Origin of the sequence: Agrobacterium sp. NPDC089420 (assembly GCF_044900305.1) — a bacterium.
Taxonomy (GTDB): Bacteria; Pseudomonadota; Alphaproteobacteria; order Rhizobiales; family Rhizobiaceae; genus Agrobacterium.
Genome location: NZ_JBJDMY010000007.1, coordinates 292,323 through 308,293 on the forward strand (window position 1 = coordinate 292,323; position 15,971 = coordinate 308,293).

The 15,971-nt window shown below is 62.2% G+C and carries 11 protein-coding genes and 1 riboswitch; all 11 genes read left to right on the top strand.

The window, feature by feature from the left end; translation table 11 throughout:
- The first annotated feature begins 1 nt into the window (after position 1).
- The 11 genes from ACI2KA_RS14005 (at position 2) to ACI2KA_RS14055 (ending at position 15,756) form a co-directional block, all read left to right on the top strand.
- Positions 2-4,171 carry a beta-ketoacyl synthase N-terminal-like domain-containing protein gene (locus ACI2KA_RS14005; RefSeq protein ID WP_404502955.1) on the top strand — a complete coding sequence of 1,390 codons (4,170 nt, stop codon included), beginning with the start codon at positions 2-4 and terminating at the stop codon, positions 4,169-4,171.
- On the top strand, positions 4,168-5,853 hold the full coding sequence (locus ACI2KA_RS14010) for a PfaD family polyunsaturated fatty acid/polyketide biosynthesis protein (RefSeq protein ID WP_404502957.1): 1,686 nt from the start codon (positions 4,168-4,170) through the stop codon (positions 5,851-5,853). Before ACI2KA_RS14005 ends, ACI2KA_RS14010 begins: the two co-directional genes overlap by 4 nt.
- Positions 5,850-7,214: an aspartate aminotransferase family protein gene (locus ACI2KA_RS14015; protein WP_404502959.1), complete on the top strand. Its 1,365-nt coding sequence runs from the start codon at positions 5,850-5,852 to the stop codon at positions 7,212-7,214. Before ACI2KA_RS14010 ends, ACI2KA_RS14015 begins: the two co-directional genes overlap by 4 nt.
- Positions 7,211-7,978 carry an SDR family NAD(P)-dependent oxidoreductase gene (locus ACI2KA_RS14020; RefSeq protein WP_404502961.1) on the top strand — a complete coding sequence of 256 codons (768 nt, stop codon included), beginning with the start codon at positions 7,211-7,213 and terminating at the stop codon, positions 7,976-7,978. Before ACI2KA_RS14015 ends, ACI2KA_RS14020 begins: the two co-directional genes overlap by 4 nt.
- 13 nt (positions 7,979-7,991) lie before the next feature.
- Complete coding sequence (locus ACI2KA_RS14025) at positions 7,992-9,221, top strand: thioester reductase domain-containing protein (RefSeq protein ID WP_404502963.1); 1,230 nt, start codon at positions 7,992-7,994, stop codon at positions 9,219-9,221.
- Between the two features lie 339 nt (positions 9,222-9,560).
- Positions 9,561-10,478: a LysR family transcriptional regulator gene (locus ACI2KA_RS14030; RefSeq protein ID WP_404502965.1), complete on the top strand. Its 918-nt coding sequence runs from the start codon at positions 9,561-9,563 to the stop codon at positions 10,476-10,478.
- A gap of 178 nt (positions 10,479-10,656) precedes the next feature.
- A riboswitch (cobalamin riboswitch) is annotated at positions 10,657-10,849 on the top strand.
- Between the two features lie 91 nt (positions 10,850-10,940).
- Complete coding sequence (locus tag ACI2KA_RS14035) at positions 10,941-11,732, top strand: (2Fe-2S) ferredoxin domain-containing protein (protein ID WP_404502967.1); 792 nt, start codon at positions 10,941-10,943, stop codon at positions 11,730-11,732.
- A 16-nt stretch (positions 11,733-11,748) separates the two neighbouring features.
- On the top strand, positions 11,749-13,245 hold the full coding sequence (locus ACI2KA_RS14040) for an ABC transporter substrate-binding protein (RefSeq protein ID WP_404502969.1): 1,497 nt from the start codon (positions 11,749-11,751) through the stop codon (positions 13,243-13,245).
- A 5-nt stretch (positions 13,246-13,250) separates the two neighbouring features.
- Positions 13,251-14,165, top strand: coding sequence for an ABC transporter permease (locus ACI2KA_RS14045; RefSeq protein ID WP_404502971.1), 915 nt, complete (start codon positions 13,251-13,253; stop codon positions 14,163-14,165).
- Entirely contained in the window at positions 14,165-14,926 is a 762-nt protein-coding gene (locus ACI2KA_RS14050; RefSeq protein WP_404502973.1) for an ABC transporter permease, read from the top strand. The genes ACI2KA_RS14045 and ACI2KA_RS14050 overlap by 1 nt, the downstream gene beginning before the upstream one ends.
- A gap of 56 nt (positions 14,927-14,982) precedes the next feature.
- Positions 14,983-15,756, top strand: a complete 774-nt coding sequence (locus tag ACI2KA_RS14055; protein WP_404502975.1) for a methyltransferase domain-containing protein — start codon at positions 14,983-14,985, stop codon at positions 15,754-15,756.
- Positions 15,757-15,971: the final 215 nt, after the last annotated feature.

Below are 15,971 nucleotides of genomic sequence, written 5' to 3' on the forward strand. Positions count from 1 at the left end.
GATGGGACAGATAGCAATTACCGGGCTTGGATGCGTCTTTCCCGGGTCGGATTCCCCGGATCGTTACTGGCGCAACCTGGTCGAGGGCAGGGACTGCACCTCGCCGCTCTCCGCAGCCGAACTGGGGGTCGATCCAGCCCTTTATCATCATCCGGAACCGGGAACTGCCGATCATATCTGCTACAACCGGAACGGCCATGTGCGTGATTTCCGTTTCGATGCGGTGGGGTATCGCCTGCCGGCCGGGGACCTTGCCGCGCTCGACCCGTTGTTTCACTGGACGATGCATGCCGCGCGCCAGGCGCTTGAGGATAGCGGCGCGTCCCCGCAGCGCTGCGGCCTGATCGCCGGCAATATCGGCATGCCGACGCATTCCGGAAAGCGCCTGATGTCCGGCTTCTATCACCGCATTCTCGAACCTTATCTGCGCCAGCTGCTGGACCGGCCGGATTTTTCCTTCCCGGCCTATTGGGATGCCAGCGGCCTGTCCGGCCTCAATCTCATGACAGGCAGTCACAATGCCACGATTGCGGCCCTGGCGCTCGGTCTTTCGGGGCCGACCTACGCGATCGACGCGGCCTGCTCGTCCGCGCTCTACGCCATTCGCGTGGCGAGCGCCTATCTCCTCGACGGCAGCGCCGACATGATGCTGGCGGGCGCGGTCTGCCATGCGGACCATATCTATCTCGACCATGGTTTCAACGTCTTGCAGGCCTTCCCAACCGATGGGCGCTCGGTTCCTTTCGACCGGGCCTCGCAGGGGCTGAAGGCAGGCGAAGGCGCGGGGATCGTGGCGCTGAAACGCTACGAGGACGCGCTGCGGGACGGCGACAGGATTTACGGCGTCATCGAGGCGATTGGCGTGTCGAACGATGGCGGCGCCAAACATATGTTGCTGCCCGATCCGCATGGGCAGATGCTGGCGCTGCAACGCGCCTATGCCGGCCTTTCGCCTCGGATCGATTATCTGGAATGCCACGCGACGGGCACGCCGGCGGGAGACCAGGTGGAGCTTTCGACCATCGAGCGCTTTTTCGGCGAAACATCGATACCGCTTCTCGGCGCCAACAAGGCCAATAACGGCCACAGCCTGACCGCTTCGGGCATGGCGAGCCTCTTGAAGGTGCTGCTGGCGATGCGCCACGAGCTGATACCGGCAACGCTCGATATCGACAACCCGGTCGCCACGCCGCAGGGCCTGGTGAAGCGCGATCACATCGTGCGGGAAAACCGACGGTGGGCGCGCGGCGAAAACCCCCGCCGCGCCGGCATCAATGCCTTCGGTTTTGGTGGCGTCAATGGCCATATGGTGCTGCGTGAGCATATTGCCGGCAACGCGGCAGCCGCCGTTTCCGCTGCGGCGGCGCCGGCCGCCGGGCCGGCGGCGGTGGATATTGTCGGCATCGCCATGGCCCTGCCGGGAACGGACAATGTCGAGACATTCCGCGACACGATCGCGACCGGGCGCCACTGGTTGCAGCCATTGCCGCGCACGCGCTGGCTCGGCCTTGAAAAGCGTGCCGATATTCTCGCTCTCGGAGGGATCAAGGCGGCGCCGGCCGGCGGTTATATCGAAAGCTTCGATTTCGATTGCCGCCATTTCAAGCTGCCGCCGAAGGTCATCGGCAATCATCTTCTGGCACATGCCTTTCTGCTGCCGGTGGCCGAGCGGGCATTTCTCGATGCGGGTTATGTGCTCGACGGGCAGAGACGCAACATTGCCGTCATCGTTGCGCGGGATGTCGATCACAGCTGCCTGCGATATCAGGCGCGCAACGAAATCGGCTGGCAATTGCGCGACAGCCTTGCCCGATCCGGCATCGCGCTGTCTGCCGAACAGCTCGACGGTCTGCAGAGGATCGTCAAGGACAGTCTGTTTCCGGAACCCTTTGCGGAAGGCATTACCGGTGGTGTCGGCAATATAGCGGCAAGCCGGGTGGCGGCGCATCTGCGGCTGGACGGGCCGGCATTTGCCCTTTGCGCGCATGAGAGCTCGGCTTTCAAGGGTTTGCAACTGGCGCGTTACATGCTTGCCGAGAACATGGTCGAGGCGGTCATACTCGCCAGCAGCGCCTGCGATGGCGGACTGGAAAACATGCTCCATGCCAATCCGCACCGCAGCCAGCCCGTGGGGGAAGGTTGTGGCGTGCTGATGCTTGAAAAGGCCGGTAGCGGGGCGGCCGGACGCGCCTATGCACGTCTGCGCGGGCTTGAAATCCGTCATGACACGACGCCCCACGCCACTTTCCAGGCCTCGGCGCAAACCGTGGCCGAAGCGGCCGAGGCCTGCCTGCAAAAGGCGGGTGTGACGCCGCAGCAGATAAGTTATCTCGAGCGCTACAGCCTTACGGATGACGCCGAGGCGCGGAGCGAGGCGGAGGGGCTTGCCAGGATTTATGGCGTCCCCGTTCCTTCGGGCAGTTCAAAGAGCCATTACGGCCATCTCGGCGCGGCCGCCGGCATGCTCAGCCTCATCCACACGGCGCTGGTTCTGCATTACGGCCTGTCGCCGCAGCGTCGGGCAGGTCCGCAACTGGCCGCGATCAGCGGCATGGGAGTGGACAGGGCCTATACGCATATCCTGCTGGAGAGCCCGATGGTGGCGAGACCGCACGCGACGGCTGACGCCACGCCGGTTCGGGCGGCCGATCCGCTGCTCGTCCGGGTCTTTACCGGACGCGAACGGATCATGGCCGAGATCATTCTCGATCCGGCCAATTTTGCCCTGTTTGGAAAATCCCCGCCTATGACCCGGCCCAAGATGTCCCCGGCAGCGGCGACCGAAGCTTTCGACAGCCCGGCCGCCGGCTGCTTTCAACGCCTGCCGCTGAACTGGCAGCAGCGGCAGGCGATCCGCAATGCCCGGACGAACCTGCGTTTCATGCAAACCGAGCAGGCATTTTACCGTCGCCTGCGCGGCATCATGGCCAGTGAAACAGCTCCTCCCGCACGCGCCGCGCTGTTTGACGAAGCGCAGCTGATCGAGCTGACGGACGGCGCGGTCAGCCGCGTTCTCGGCTCAGATTATGCGCAGGCCGACACCTATGCGGTGCGCACGCGCATGCCGTCGCCGCCCTATATGTTCGCCTCGCGCATTACCGCCACCACCGCCAGGGCCGGGGCGCTGGAGCCCTGCCGGATCGAATGGGAGCTCGATCTGCCAGCGGATGCCTGGTTCATGTGCGAAGGCAAGGTGCCGGCTTTCGTGGCGCTGGAATCCTCCCATGCGATGATCGTCGCCTTCACGCTCATCGGTTGCGACCAGCTGTTCAAGGGGGAGCTGCGCTACCGGGCTGTGGACAGCCGCACCTTCGTTTACGGCGACATGCCGCGGGCCGGTGAATTGCTGCGGGGGCGGGTGGATATCAAGTCCTTCCTCAAGGTCGGCCGCAACATTCTGGTTTCCTATGAATATTGGTGCCTTGCCGACGACAGGCCCGTCTTCCGGCTGGAGGCGAATTCCGGCTTTTTCCTGCCGCGCGATCTGGAGAGGTCCAAGGGTGTCGATCCGACGCCGTTCCTGAAGACTGACGGCGCGCCGCGCCAGCCCTTCACCCCATTGCGCAACTGCACCAGGGACCGTTTCGACGAGGAAGATATCGAGGCGCTTGGCGAAGGCGATCCGGCAGGCTGCTTCGGCGCCGATTACGCGACCGCGACGCCCGCGTCGAAGCTGTGGACACGCATGGCCAGAATGCTCGACCGGGTGGTGGAGGTTGACCCCAAGGGCGGCGCTTTCGGCTTGGGTGTCGTGGTTGGCGAGCGCGATATCGACCCCGATCATTGGGCTTTCAAGGCACATTTCAAGAACGATCCCTGTGTGCCGGGAACATTGCTGGTGGAAGGCTGCGAGCAATTGCTGAAATTCTACCTTGCCTATCTCGGGCTCTATTCGGTTCCCGGTCTCGGCGGACATACGCTCACCGATCACCAATATAGCGCCAAGTTCCGCGGCGAGGTGAAGCCGCAGCGCGATACGCTGCGTTACCGCCTGACCTGCAAATCGATCGACCTCGCTTATGGCGAAGACGCTGTGACGCTGGAGACCGCATCCTTCGTCTTTGTCGCCGAGATCATCCACAGGGGCAATGTCATCGGCATTTGCGACAATCTTGGCGCCGGTTTTGCCCGCCGCCGCAACCAGCAATCATCATGGGTGGCCGCAGCATGAACGAGAACCCGCAAATCAGCTCCAATCCGCGCTTCCGGCGGAAACCGTCGGACATCGCCGCCGCTTCCGTCGAGGCCATGGGCAGGCTCCTCGCCGATCTTGAAAAACGCCTTTACGTTGTCGACCCCGGAGGCAACCTGTCGCTCGAAACCGTCTGCGGCGATCCGCAGTCGTGCCGTGGCATCGTGCCAGCCCTGATGCCCGGTCAGCTCGGCGATCCGGGTTTCCTGCGCGACTACGGGGTCGGCATGGCCTATTACGCCGGTGCGATGGCCAATGGCATCCATTCCGACGAGATGGCGATCGCGCTCGGAAAAGAGCGGCTTCTGGGTTTTTTCGGTGCGGGTGGCCTCGGCAGGGAGCGTGTCGCCTCGGCGCTGGCGCGCATGAGGGCTGCCCTGCCGCAGGGGCCTTACGGCGTCAATCTGCTGCACAATCCCGCGGACGCCGAATGGGAAATGGATGTGGTGCGCCTGTGCATTCACCACGACGTCAAGGTGGTTGAGGCCTCGGCCTACATGACCCTTTCACCGGCGATCGTCTACTGGCGGGCGGCTGGACTTGTCCGTGACGGGCAGGGGGCGATCGAAATCCGCCATCGCATCATTGCCAAGGTTTCGCGGCGCGAGGTGGCACAGCATTTCATCAATCCGGCCCCTGAAAAAATCCTCGCCAGGCTGGTCGAGGACGGCCTTATCTCCGCCGGTCAGGCCGCCATGGCCGGCGAAGTGCCGATGGCCGACGACATCACCGTCGAAGCCAATTCGGGCGGCCATACCGACAACGGCGTGCTGAACTGCGCTTTTCCTTCCATTGCGGCGCTCCGCGACGAGATTGCCGACATGCGCGGCGAGATGTTCCGTATCCGCGTCGGCGCCGCCGGCGGCATCGGCAATCCGCAGGCGGTCCATGCCGCCTTCGCCATGGGCGCGGCCTATGTCTGCACCGGGTCGGTCAATCAGGCCTGCATCGAGGCCGACACCTCGCCGCAGGTGAAGACCCTGCTGGGGCGCGCCAGGATGGACGACATGGCGATGGCGCCCTCCGCCGACATGTTCGAGATCGGCTCGAAGGTGCAGGTGCTGAAGGGCGGCAGCATGTATGCCATGCGTGCCCAGAAACTCTACAATCTCTACAAGCAGTATGACGGGCTCGAGGATATTCCGGCCGCCGAGATCGCCAGCCTGGAAAACGGAGTTTTCCACCGCTCATTGCCGCAGGTATGGGAAGAGACCCGGCAGTTCTTTGCGGCGCGCGGCAATCCGAGAATTATCGAGGCGGCGCAGGCGCATGCGAAGAAGCGCATGGCGCTGGTCTTCCAATGGTATCTTGGCCAGTCCTCCCGCTGGGCAATCGCCGGTGAAAAGACGCGCGCCGTCGACTACCAGATATGGTGCGGCCCGGCCATGGGCGCGATCAACGAATGGCTGCGCGGCAGCCCCTACGAGCCGGTGGAGCGCCGTTCCGTCGTCACGATCGCTGAACTCCTGATGCGCAACACGGCCTATCTTGTGCGGCTTGAAGCGCTGAAACATGCGGGCATGTCCGTGCCGGACGCACTCTACCGCTACCGGCCATGGACAGAAAATCCCGGCGGTCAGCCGGCGCCGCAAATTCCATCCCTGTCAACCGCAACCGATCCGGCAGCCACGCCGGCCAAACTGGAGAAGGCACAGTCATGATCACCGATACGGACAGCAAACTGACGCTCAAGATCTCGCGCGATTTCTACAAGCGGCTCTGGGAACTGATGCCCGGCGGCACCCACTATAATTTTGGCGATGCCGAGCGCGCCTTCGTGGTGCCCTTCAACAGGGGCCGTAATTCCCGCGTCTGGGATCTGGACGGCAACGAGCACCTGGATCTCTTCTGCAAATTTGGCGCGCTTTTTGTCGGTCATCATAACGAGGCCTATAATGAGGCGCTGATCCGCTACATGGAAAAAGTCACGTCCGTCGACACCTGCGATCTGGAGGTCGAGGTGGCGGAACTGATGATCCGGCACATTCCCTGCGCCGAGATGGTGCGTTTTTGCCTGAGCGGCACCGAGGCGGTGCAGAATGCGCTGCGGCTGGCGCGCGGTTTTACCGGCAAGAACCGCTTCATCCGTTTCCACGGCCATTATCATGGCAATGCGGACAACGTCATGGGCTTCCGCAAGAAAGACAATCTCGATTTCCCCGTGCCGGAAAAATACCAGGGCGACATGCTCGATACGCTCGGCCGGGCCGAAGGCGTGCTGGAAAGCCAGAGCTTCATGCTGCCATGGAACGACATCCATGCGCTGGAAGCCACCATCCGCCGCTACGGCAACGAGATCGCCGCCGTGCTGATGGAACCGATCTGCATCAATGGCGGCGGCATCTTCCCGGTCGAAGGATATCTGGAGCGCACCAAGGAACTGTGCGAGGAGCACAATATCGTGCTGATCTTCGACGAGATCATCACCGGCGTGCGCCTCGGTCTCGGCGGCGCGCAGGATATTCTCGGCGTCACCCCGCATCTTGCCACCTTCGGCAAGGCGCTCGGCGGCGGATCGATGCCGATTTCCGCCATTGCCGGCCGGCGCGACATCATGGACCTCTATACGCGCGGCAAGGTCATTCATGCCGGCACATTCAACGGTTATCCGCTCGGACTTGCCGCCATCAAGGCGACTTTCGACATCGTTGAAAAGGACCCCGGTTGCTACGACCGGATGCGCCGTTACACCGAACAGATTTCCGGCGTCTTCACCAGGGCGGCCAAGGCTGCCGGCATGCCGCTCGTCATTCAGGGCATGCCGACGGCGCTGGTCTATCATTCGCAGGAAGAGCCGGTGGATCGTTCCGAGGGCTATTCGCACAAGGTGAAGTTCTGCGACATCATCATCCGCGAGGTGAGCAAGCGCCACGGCATCCAGTTCTCGCCGCTGTCGCGCATCTATTCCAACCTGCTGATGAACCAGGACGACGTGCATTTCTTCGAGGAACGCATCTCCGATGCGCTCGTCAATGCCCGCAAGGTCATGGAAATCGCCTTCAAGGACGAGGAGGTCGCGTGAGCCAGCAAATCGCGGTCGTTACGGGCGCTTCCGGCGGCTTCGGCGCCGCCATTACCCTTGCATTGCTTGAGGTGGGGTATGCGGTGGCGGCGACGGACATCGACGCTGCGGCTCTTCAGGCCCTTGCGCGGGCGGCCGGCAATGCCGGACGCCTCGGCACCTTTCCGATGGATGTGACGGACCATGCCAGCGTCGAGCAGGCTGCGGAGACGATTGCCGAAACAATGGGACTGCCGGTGACCGTGTTGGTCAACAATGCCGGCATTCTCGACCGTACCTATTGCGTCAACGACCGCAGCCAGACGCAGTCGCGCAAGGTCATCGACGTCAACCTTGCCGGCGCTTTCAACTGCACCGGCGTCTTCACGCGCCCGATGGTGCGCCAGCGTTACGGGCGTGTCATCAACATCGCCTCGATTGCGGGGATCTGGGGAGCCGGCGGCGGGGCGGCCTACGCCGCCTCCAAGGCCGGTCTCATCAAGGCCTCGGAATCCTGGGCGCAGGAACTCGGACAGTTCAATATCAGCGTCACGGCAATCGCGCCGGGCATCTGCAAGACCAACATGTCCAAACCCTTCGAGCAGGAGGGCATTAACGACACGGTGGCCGATGAACGTCTCGTGCGCTCGATCGTGCCGGTCGGGCGATGGGGCACGCCGGAAGACGTGGCGGAAGTCGTCACTTTCCTGGCCACCTGCAAAACCAATTATCTCAATGCCGCGGTGATCCCGATGGATGGCGGCATGCGGGTCGGAACGCTTTGAACGGAGATCGGCAATGACTTATCATAACGGCGTGGAAAATATCCTGCTGACCGGGGCGACGGGCGTCATGGGCGGGCGCCTGCTGCAGGAGGTGCTGAGCACGACGAAGGCCACGGTTCATTGCCTCGTACGCGCCGCCGATACGGCGGAGGCGATGGGCAAGATCGAGAGCGTCCTGTTCTGCTACGACGAGGAGCGCAGTCTCAAGGGCGAAGCCGCCGCGCGCATCGTGCCGGTTCTCGGCGACGTGTCCAGATCGCAGCTCGGCCTGCAACGGCAGGTGTGGCATGATCTTGCCGCCAGGGTCGATCTTGCGCTGCATTGCGCGGCCAATGTGAACCTCATCGCCTCCTACGGCAAGATCGCGCCCGTCAATGTCGGCGGTTCGGCCAATATGGCGGAGTTTTGCCTAGAGGGTAACATTCCGCTGATGCACACATCGAGCTTCAGCGTGATCGGCGACAAGCTGCATGAAGAGTTCACGCTGCTTGAGGATGCGCTCGATGTGGGTCAGCGTTTTCCCGACATGGACTACGAACGCTCCAAATTCGAGTCGGAAAAGCTGATGCATGCCGCCGGGCAAAAGGGGCTGGATTTCATCATCGTGCGGCCGGGCAATATCTGGGGCGACAGCCGCACCGGTCGTTATCCGCTGACACAGACAAAGGTGAAGGGAATCTATTACGAAGCCGTGCGCGCCATCGTGGAAACCGGCTTCACCTTCGCATCGGACGAGGATTTCGACATTACGCCGGTCGATTATGTGGCGCGGGCGAGCCTTCACCTCGCCATGAACTGGCGCGCCCACAATCGCCGCACCTTCAATCTCGTCAATCCGAGGCCGATCGACTGGAATACGCTGGTGGAACAGGTGCGCGATTGCGGCTACGTCGTGCGGGAACTGTCGCGCGACAATTATTTCGATGCGCTCAATCAGGGCCGGATGCTGCGTGAAGGCAAGGCCTACAGCTCGGTCTTCACCGACCTTCTGTCGATGCTGGGCAATGCCGACTATGTGCGTGACAGCGCCAGATACGACACCAGCAATGCCCGCCAAGCACTCGCCGGAACCGGAATAAGCTGCCACGAATGCGACGTGATGCTGATGATGCGTTATCTCGACTATGCCTTCGAGAAAGGTTTTCTGCCATTGGCCGGAAGCGGATTTCCGCTGGCCGAAATTTCACGAACGGTGGCGCCGCGCGGTTTCATGGAGCGGCTTTACGATGCGAAGCTGGTTTGATTTCGCGTTGCGCAGCCGCACCCGGCTTCTAGTCGTGCAAGATCGCGTCAGCCGTGATGGCGCGGTCCGAAGATAGGGATCCGTAAGCGACCGCCGCCGTCACGGTTGTGTCAATGGCCGGTCTGTTGTCGGGAAGCGCCCTTGCGGCAAAAACAGCGAGGACAAGCAACATCAATCTGAAGGCGATGGCGCGGAGGAGGGCTTCTGAGGCATCCATGGATTGTTGTTCCGGGTCAATAAAACTGTGGCGACAATGATCGCGATCCGTGACTTCGCACAATGCGGAAGATACAAGGGAGCCCTTAGGAGAATCCGAAGGGTCCGGATTGGAGGGGGCGAATGCGCTTCGACTTGACCGACCTCCGTCTGTTCCTTCACGTGGTCGAGGCGGAGAGCATTACGCAGGGGGCAGATCGCTCCGGCATGGCCTTGCCTTCGGCGAGCGCCCGTATCCGCGGCATGGAGGAGATGAGCGGCGTATCGCTTCTCGATCGTGGCGCCCGCGGTGTCCGGGCGACACCGGCAGGGGAGGCGCTGGCCCACCACGCCCGCATCGTTCTCGGGCAGATGGAGCAGATGAGGGGTGATCTGCAGCTTTATGCGCGCGGATTGCGGGGGCAGATCCGCATATTTTCCGGCCGCGCGGCAATGGCGCATCTACCCGCCGCGCTTCGTCAATATCTCGTGGATCATCCGACGATCGACATAGACCTCGAGGAGCGCCAGAGCCCGGATGTGGTTGCGGCGGTGGCCGCCGGGCAAGCCGACCTCGGCATTGCGGCGGATACGACCGATACGGGAACGCTGGAAACGCGTCCTTTCGAGATCGACCGGCTGGTTCTGATCACACCCGCCAGCCATCCTTTCGCGGACCGGACTACCGTCGCTTTCGTGGAACTTCTCGACGAGCCTTTTGTCGGGCTGCCGGCGGAAAGCGCGCTTCAGGGGCATCTGGCAATCCATGCGGCGCGCGAGGGCCGGCCGTTCAAATTGCGCATCCGTCTGGATAGTTTCGAGGATATCTGCGCCATGGTCAGCAGCGGTGTCGGGCTTGCCATCGTGCCGGAGGTTTACGCCCTGAGATATCAGGCTGAATTGCCCTTCAGCACCGTCGCGATCTCCGATGTCTGGGCAAGCCGGCATCTTCTGATCTGCGCGCGAAGTTTCGCCGGACTTCCCGTGCATGCCCGCGCCGTGGTCGATTATCTGACAATGGCAAAAGGCGAGGTTCCCGGCGCCTGTCGCTCGGAGACGTGAGCCACAGACATCCGACAGCTGATTACCAGCGGTCTTGCGGCCAGTTTCATGAAAGAGAGCCTTGACGGCCTCCCATGTCTCATGCTTAACGTTACTTTATAACGTTACAAATCTGCAAGGATCTGTTGCGCAGAATTCAGACTACCCATGCAGGCGGTTGACAGTAACCGGCGGCAGTGTAGGGTCGCTCCGTCATGGTTCTTCCGCCACCCTGCGGAAGCTAAGAGGGAATCCGGTTGAAATCCGGAGCTGTCCCGCAACTGTAAGCGGTGAGCCGATCGCCAACGATGTCACTGGCAGCAATGCCGGGAAGACAGGTGAGACGGCCTCGACCCGCAAGCCAGGAGACCTGCCTGACATCAAGTAATTCCGTGGTCGGGGGGTGCCATGGGAATGATGGCTGTGTCCGGTTTCTTGCCGGAGACCCTGTCATTTTCGACGCCGCCTCGTGAATGAGGCAATGTGACAGACAGGACCGACCCAACCCAATACCGGAGAGCTGCGCCTGACGCCGTGCTGCTTGTCGCCAAATCGGCCTTTGCCGCCGCGCCGCATCAGGACATGCAGCGTCTGGCGGTGCAGGCCGAGGGGCTTTGCGGCGCGCAGACCGTTCGCATCGCCTTCACGGAGCAGGGAACGCCGTCACTCCGCGAAGCGCTGTTTGCGCTGATCGATGAGGGTGTCGGCCATATCCTGATCATTTCGCTGATGCTGCCGCTGGAGCCGAGCTTTCACAACTGGATGACGAAGACACTGAAACGATGGCGGGCAGGCGATGTCAGGCCATGGCCATCCCTTTCGGTCACGGCAAGCCCCACATCGAGCAGCCTGATGGCGCGCCTGCTTCAAGATCTTGCCGAAACGGCGCAGCCGCTTGATCTTCCGGCGTCGCTCCGGTCCGCCGGCGAGGGGTCTCTGGTGCCGGCACAGAAGCGTCGCGTGCTTGTCTGCCAGGGTGGTCCGTGCAATTCGGCGGGTGCGGATGCGATCTGGGGCCATCTGCGCAACCAGCAGGAACGGCAGAAGCTTCGGGTCACGGGTGAGGGCACCATGACCGCCAAGTCCACCTGTCTTGGCCCCTGCAACCTTGCGCCTGTCCTGCAGGTCTTTCCCGAGGGCACCTATTATGGCGGCGTCACGGAGGAGGCTGTCGACCGTATCGTTGCCGAACACCTGCTGGGTGGCCGCGTCGTTGAAGATTTCGCCTATCACCCGACCGGCCGCAAACAGCGGCTTCGCAATCTGCCCCAATAAAATGAGAGGAAATAGAATGTCGGCAAAGAGCTTTTCACGTCTGGCCGCGGCCGGGCTTGCGGCCTTGATCACGGGCGTGGGCGCCAGCGCTCTCGCCACCGAACCATTGCGCGTCGGCGCCACCTATATCACGAGCGGTCTCGACCCGGCGAAGGGATCGAACGGCTGGGCGCTCGTCAGCCATGGCGTGGGTGAAAACCTCTTCACCGTCGACCGGCAAGGGCGGCTTGTGCCCGGTCTTGCCGAAAAAGCGGAACGCACCGGTGATCTCAACTGGAAAGTGACACTGAAACCGGGCCGCGCCTTCTCCGATGGTTCGCCTGTGACGGCGGCTGCCCTTGCCGCCGGTTTCGATCATACATTTGCGACCAACAAGGCGGCGCTCGCAACGGGCGGAAAGCTGGATTTCAAGGCGGCCGACGACCTGACGCTGATGATCACGACGGAAAAGCCGGTGGCCTTTCTCCAGGCGCTTTTTGCGGAATGGCCGCTGATCGCCTACAAGCCTGCAACCGATGGGAAAGCCCTGTTCACCGGGCCGTATCAGATTGCGGATTTCAAGGCGGACACATCGCTGACGCTCACGCCGAACACCCATTTTGCCGGCGCGAATTCGCGTTCTCCGGTTGATTTTCGCAGATTCGGCGATGCGCAAAGCATGACACTGGCACTGGAAGCCGGCGAACTGGATCTTGCCTTCGGTCTGCCGTCCGAAGTCGTCAGCCGCCTTAAAGCCAATCCGGATCTGACGATCAAATCGTTCCCGGTCGGTTATCAATATCTCGCCTTTCTGAACACGAGAAGGCCAGTGACCAGCGACGTGCGGGTGCGCCAGGCGCTCGATCTCGGCTTCGACCGCAAGGAACTGGCGGCCGCCATCAATGGCGGCGAACCGGCCACAGGCGCTTATGCCGCCTATTTCCCCTTTGCCGGCAAGGAGCAGCGGCAGACCGATCTTGCGAAAGCCGACGCGCTTCTCGACGAAGCCGGCTGGGCGAAAAACGGGGCCGGGAAGCGTGAGAAGGATGGCACACCGCTACGCCTTCTCGCCATTACCTATCCGCAGCGCCCGGACCTCGTGACCATGCTGCCGGTGGTCAAGGCGCAGCTTGCCAGAATTGGCGTCGAACTCGATACCAAGGTCGTGGAAAATATTCAGGACGTGGCTGCGGCCGGCGAGTTCGACATCGCGCTCTGGGCGCAGCATACCGCCCCGAACGGAGACCCGGCGTTTTTCCTCAATTCTATGCTGCGCAGCGACGCCTCACTCAATTATGCAAAATACGCCTCGCCTGAATTCGATGCCATTCTCGACCGTTTCGCGACGGCGGGCGACGCCGGTGAACGTGCCACGATCGCCCTTGATGCGCAGGCGAAGCTGTTTACCGACGTTCCCGCATCCTTCCTGGTCTCGCCGGTGTGGTATGTCGGCCTTTCGAAACGGCTGCAGAATTACGAACCCTGGGGCTCCGATTACTACGTCCTGCGGGCCGATATCGGCGAGGCGAAATAGGCTCGATGCAATTGCTCCGGTTCGGCCTCTATTCCGTGTTGGGAATGATTGCGCTTTCATTCGCATCCTTCACGCTCATCGCATGGATGCCCGCCGATCCGGTGCAGATCGCCATTCGGGTCTGGAACCTGACAGCCACGAGTGAAACCATTGCGGCGCTGAGGGCAGGGTGGGGCCTCGATCGTCCGCTCATCCTGCGCTATCTGCATTGGCTTGCGGATTTCGTCGCCGGCGACTGGGGCCGATCGTTCCGTACCGGTGAAGCCGTTTTTGCGGAGTTTCGCGACCGCCTGCCCATATCGCTCCTGCTTGGCGTTTCCGGCCTGCTCGTCGCCATCGCCGTCGCCGTGCCGCTCGGCTTCAGCGCCGCGGCGCGGCCGGGCGGCATTGCCGATCGTGCCAGCCGGGCATTTTCGGTCTTCGTGCAGGCTGTTCCCGGTTTCTGGCTGGGGCTTGTGCTGCTCTGGGTTCTCGGCGTCCAGCTGCGCTGGATCCGTCCCTTCGCAACCGACATTACCGCCATCGTTCTGCCCGTCCTTCTCATCGCCTCACATTCGGCCGCCGTGTTTGCGCGCATCTACCGTCGCGACATGATCGAGACCACGCGGCAGCCATATTTTCGCACCGCTCTCGCCAAAGGGCTTTCACACCGCCAGGCGCTCTGGCGCCACGCGCATCGCGGCGCATTTTACGCCCTGCTTTCGGCGGTGCGTTCGGAGGCGGGGTGGGTCATCGGCTCGACGGCGACCATGGAAATCCTCTTCAACCTTCCCGGCATCAGCCAGTTCCTCGTGCAGAGCATCGCGGTGCGAGACCAGATGGTGCTGCAGGCCTATGTGATGGTCATCGCGTTGTGGCTGCTTGTCATGAACCTGATCGTGCAGCTGTTTCAGCGCCTTCTCGATCCGCGGCTCGCCTGATGGTCCGGTATTTCGCACTCGCCGCCCTGGCGCTTTTCCTGCTCCTGAGCGCCGTCTGGCAACCATATGATCCGGATGCCGTGGATATTCTCGCCCGTCATTCCGGCATGACGCTGCAGCATCTGCTGGGGACCGATCATCTTGGCCGCGATCTTCTTTCGCGTCTCATGGCGGGCGGGTGGCGCACCGCGCTCGTGCTTCTGTCGGTTGGCGCCATCGCCTTTACCGGCGGCACCTTGCTTGGCGCCGGCGCCGCGGTGCTGGGCGGCTGGCAGGAGAGGGCGGTATTGCGCTGTTGCGAATTCTTCATCACCGTTCCGACGCTCATCATCGCCCTGACGGCGGCGGCGATTTTTGGCCTGACGCCGATGACGGCCGGGCTGGCGCTTGGGCTTGCCGGCATCGGCCCGACCGCCCTGCTTGCCCATTCCCTCAGCCGGCGTGTGCTTGGACAACCCTTCGTGCACGCGGCGCAGGCGCTGGGCGTTCCGCCGTTGCGGATGGTCTTGCGGCATCTTCTGCCGAATATCCTGCCGCTGATGGTGACCCACACCGGAAACCAGACTGGTTTTGCCGTCACCGCCTATGCCTCGCTGGCCTTCATCGGGCTTGGCGCCGATCCGTCGAAGCCGGACTGGGGCTCGATGCTGTTCGAATATCGCGTTTTCATCTTCGATCATCCGAGCCTGATGATCTGGCCCGGCATCGCAATCGCCATCACGGTTGCGACACTCAATACCGTATTCGACGTTTGCGACTGATGATTTCGCCAGGCTTGGACATGGAACACAAAAGAGAACACAAAAGGAACGACACGATGGCTGGCGGCAATTTCGATCTGAAGGAAGAAATCCGCGATTATTGGTCGAAAAGATCGGAGACCTTCGATCTCGCTTTCGGACACAGGATCGCCGCCGGTCCCGAAGCCGATGCGTGGCAGGTACCGATCCGGCAGCTGATCGGCCCGGAACCGAAACGGGTTCTCGAACTGGCCTGCGGCACCGGCGAGGTGACGCGGCTCATCCACGATCTTGGCCACGATGTTACGGCGCTCGACTTCTCAGAGGCGATGCTGGCCGTGGCGCGCGCCAAACACGCCGGCAAACCGCGGCTGCGTTTCATCATGGCGGATGCCGAAAACACCATGGAGCCCGATGCCAGCTATGACGCAATCATCTGCCGGCATCTGGTCTGGACTTTGACACAGCCCGAACAGACGTTCCGCGAATGGTTCCGACTGCTCCGTCCGGGCGGCCGGCTTCTGTTCTTCGACGGCGACTGGGCGACGCCGAAACCGACCGGACGCCTTGCGAGCCTGCTCATTGCGCTGATCGATCGTCTTGTTGGCGTCGACAGGAACTATGACGGCGCTCTGGGCAGCCGCCATGCGGCCATCATGAAGGCGCTTCCATTCGGCCGTGGCCTGCGGCCGCAGATGCTGACGTCGCTGTTGACCGCCGCGGGCTTTACGGGGATAGAACTCCATTCCCATGAGCCGATCGCAAAGGCCCAGCGGAAAAACGCCAATCTGCGCAACAGGCTGCGGACCTTTGTCTATCGTCGCTTTATCCTGACCTGCCAACGGTCTTGACGCAGCGGCTTCATCGGCACAGTTATCGTGGAAACAAAGGGAGGAGCGGGATACAGGTGGTCTCCATCCCGGCAGCGCAAGCACGAAAAAGTTCCATAATCTATCTTATGCGATTATTGTCTGTAGCCGCAAAGTTAAAGTGTCCTGTTTCTGCAAAGTTGGAATGTCACACTCCCCGGGTCTGATTGACACTCGGGAGATTGCAGATGGGACTG

What these genes read in the sequence shown, in the direction of transcription:
- ACI2KA_RS14030 (WP_404502965.1), top strand. Translation starts at nt 9,561, where the DNA reads ATGCGCTTCGACTTGACCGACCTCCGTCTGTTCCTTCACGTGGTCGAG.
- ACI2KA_RS14040 (WP_404502969.1), top strand. Translation starts at nt 11,749, where the DNA reads ATGTCGGCAAAGAGCTTTTCACGTCTGGCCGCGGCCGGGCTTGCGGCC.
- ACI2KA_RS14045 (WP_404502971.1), top strand. Translation starts at nt 13,251, where the DNA reads ATGCAATTGCTCCGGTTCGGCCTCTATTCCGTGTTGGGAATGATTGCG.
- ACI2KA_RS14025 (WP_404502963.1), top strand. Translation starts at nt 7,992, where the DNA reads ATGACTTATCATAACGGCGTGGAAAATATCCTGCTGACCGGGGCGACG.
- ACI2KA_RS14010 (WP_404502957.1), top strand. Translation starts at nt 4,168, where the DNA reads ATGAACGAGAACCCGCAAATCAGCTCCAATCCGCGCTTCCGGCGGAAA.
- ACI2KA_RS14015 (WP_404502959.1), top strand. Translation starts at nt 5,850, where the DNA reads ATGATCACCGATACGGACAGCAAACTGACGCTCAAGATCTCGCGCGAT.
- ACI2KA_RS14050 (WP_404502973.1), top strand. Translation starts at nt 14,165, where the DNA reads ATGGTCCGGTATTTCGCACTCGCCGCCCTGGCGCTTTTCCTGCTCCTG.
- ACI2KA_RS14005 (WP_404502955.1), top strand. Translation starts at nt 2, where the DNA reads ATGGGACAGATAGCAATTACCGGGCTTGGATGCGTCTTTCCCGGGTCG.
- ACI2KA_RS14055 (WP_404502975.1), top strand. Translation starts at nt 14,983, where the DNA reads ATGGCTGGCGGCAATTTCGATCTGAAGGAAGAAATCCGCGATTATTGG.